At 71.7% G+C, this 1,826-nt stretch carries 1 protein-coding gene; it reads left to right on the top strand.

Going from position 1 to position 1,826, the window contains the following annotated elements:
- The first annotated feature begins 304 nt into the window (after positions 1-304).
- Positions 305-1,597: a GGDEF domain-containing protein gene (locus HUX53_RS02935; RefSeq protein ID WP_176401624.1), complete on the top strand. Its 1,293-nt coding sequence runs from the start codon at positions 305-307 to the stop codon at positions 1,595-1,597.
- The last annotated feature ends 229 nt before the right edge of the window (positions 1,598-1,826 follow it).

Here is a 1,826-nt window from a genome sequence, read left to right as displayed (position 1 = left end):
GAGAATGTGTATAAGAGACAGGTGCTGGTGTTCGGCGGGTGTTGCGGGGGAGCGGGGGCGTGGCCGGCGTGGTCGCCGGTCGGCGCCCCCGCGCCGTAGGGGTTGCGGCCTGGTCAGATCCAGGAAATGCCGCGCATGGCGATTTCCCCCTCAGGATGTGCTGAGCACCGCGATTCCGCGGGCCCTGATGCCGGTGGCCGGAGCGGTCACCCGCATGTGCCTTCCCGAAGGTACCTGTTTCACGCCCCTTCCGCACACGTTGCAACTATCGTGTTACACAACGTGATTCGCGTAAGGGGGAAGGATGACGGCAGTGCAGTCGTCCGCCGAGGACCGTGGTGGGGAGCTGGCCCGCGCGCCCGGGCGCCGGGCGCGACTGGGGCGTCCGTCCCTGCTCGTGGTCTACGTGCCGGTGGTCGTCGCCGTCCATCTCGGGCTCACCGTGGCGGGGCTGGTGGAGACCCCGTTCCGGGGCGACGACCTGATGACGTTCGCGGCCCTGCTGGCGTGCGGGGCGGTGTGCATCGAGGCGACCCGGCGGCTGGGCATGCCGGCCGGCGTCGCCCGCGACCTGCTGTCGGCGTGGTGGCTGCCGGTCGCGCTGCTGCTCCCGCCGGTGTACGCGTTGCTGATCCCGGTGCCGGTGCAGGCGCTGCTCCAGTTCCGGGTGCGCCGGACGCTGATCTACCGGCGGGCGGTGGTCGCCGCGGCGCTCGGCATCGCCGGGGCGTGCGCGTCCGCGGTGTTCCACGTCGTGGTGCCGGAGCCGCTGGAGGGGGCGCCGCAGTGGGTGATCGAGTCGTATCCGGGCATCCCGGCGGCCGTCGGATGCGCCGCGCTGTTCACCGTGGTGAACGCGGCGATCGTCGCGGTCGCGGCGCACGCGGCGAACCCCGAGAGCCGCTGGCGGGACGTCCTCTGGACCCGCGAGAGCCTGCTGCTGGACCTGGTGGAACTCTGCGTCGGCATCATCGTCGCGATCATCAGCGCCCTGTCGCTGGGCCTGCTCTTCCTCGCGCTGCCTCCCGTGATGCTGCTGCAGCGCAGCCTGATGCACCAGCAGTTGCAGGCCGCGGCCCGGACCGACGCCAAGACGGGCCTGCTGAACGCGGCGGCGTGGCAGCGGGAGGCCGACACCGAGCTGTCCAGAGCGCAGCGCACCCATGACGCCGTCGCGCTGCTCCTGATCGACATCGACCACTTCAAGCGCGTCAACGACACCCACGGCCACCTGATCGGCGACCAGGTGCTCGTCGGGGTGGCCAGCACGCTCTGCCACCAGCTGCGCGACTACGACGTGGTGGGCCGGTTCGGCGGGGAGGAGTTCGTGGTGCTGCTGCCGGGCGCCGACACCGTCGAGGCGTGCCGCGTCGCGGAACGCCTCCGCGGCCGCGTCCGCCGGCTCGCGGTCCCGGCCGAGGAGGGCACGGTGACGGTCACGGTGTCCGTCGGCGTCGCCCTTTTCCGCACCCACGGCCAGGACCTGCTGGAACTGCTCGCCGCCGCCGACCTGGCCCTCTACCGCGCCAAGTCGTCCGGCCGCGACCGAGTCTGCCTGCCCGCCCTCGAAGGCCCCAAGCCCTCCGGCGGCACCTGACACGCTCACCTGCCACGCCTCCAGCCCCCAACTGCCCTCGGGTGAATACCATCCCGGCACGCAATCCTCGCCCAGCCCCAACCGTTCCCCCACGGCGCGTTCGTCTACGGCGTCCGTCCAGGGCGCGTCTGGTCGCGGCGTATGTCTGGACGACGAGTGTCTGGACGGCGAGCAGAGGCATGCGTGCGGGGGTGTTCTGCGCCTGCCTCTTACACACATCTGACGCTGC

Source organism: Actinomadura sp. BRA 177, from assembly GCF_013372625.1.
GTDB lineage: Bacteria > Actinomycetota > Actinomycetes > Streptosporangiales > Streptosporangiaceae > Spirillospora.
This window is presented reverse-complemented; position numbering and strand designations above follow the sequence as displayed.

Coding starts and splice junctions, on each gene's coding strand:
- HUX53_RS02935 (WP_176401624.1), top strand. CDS start 305: ATGACGGCAGTGCAGTCGTCCGCCGAGGACCGTGGTGGGGAGCTGGCC.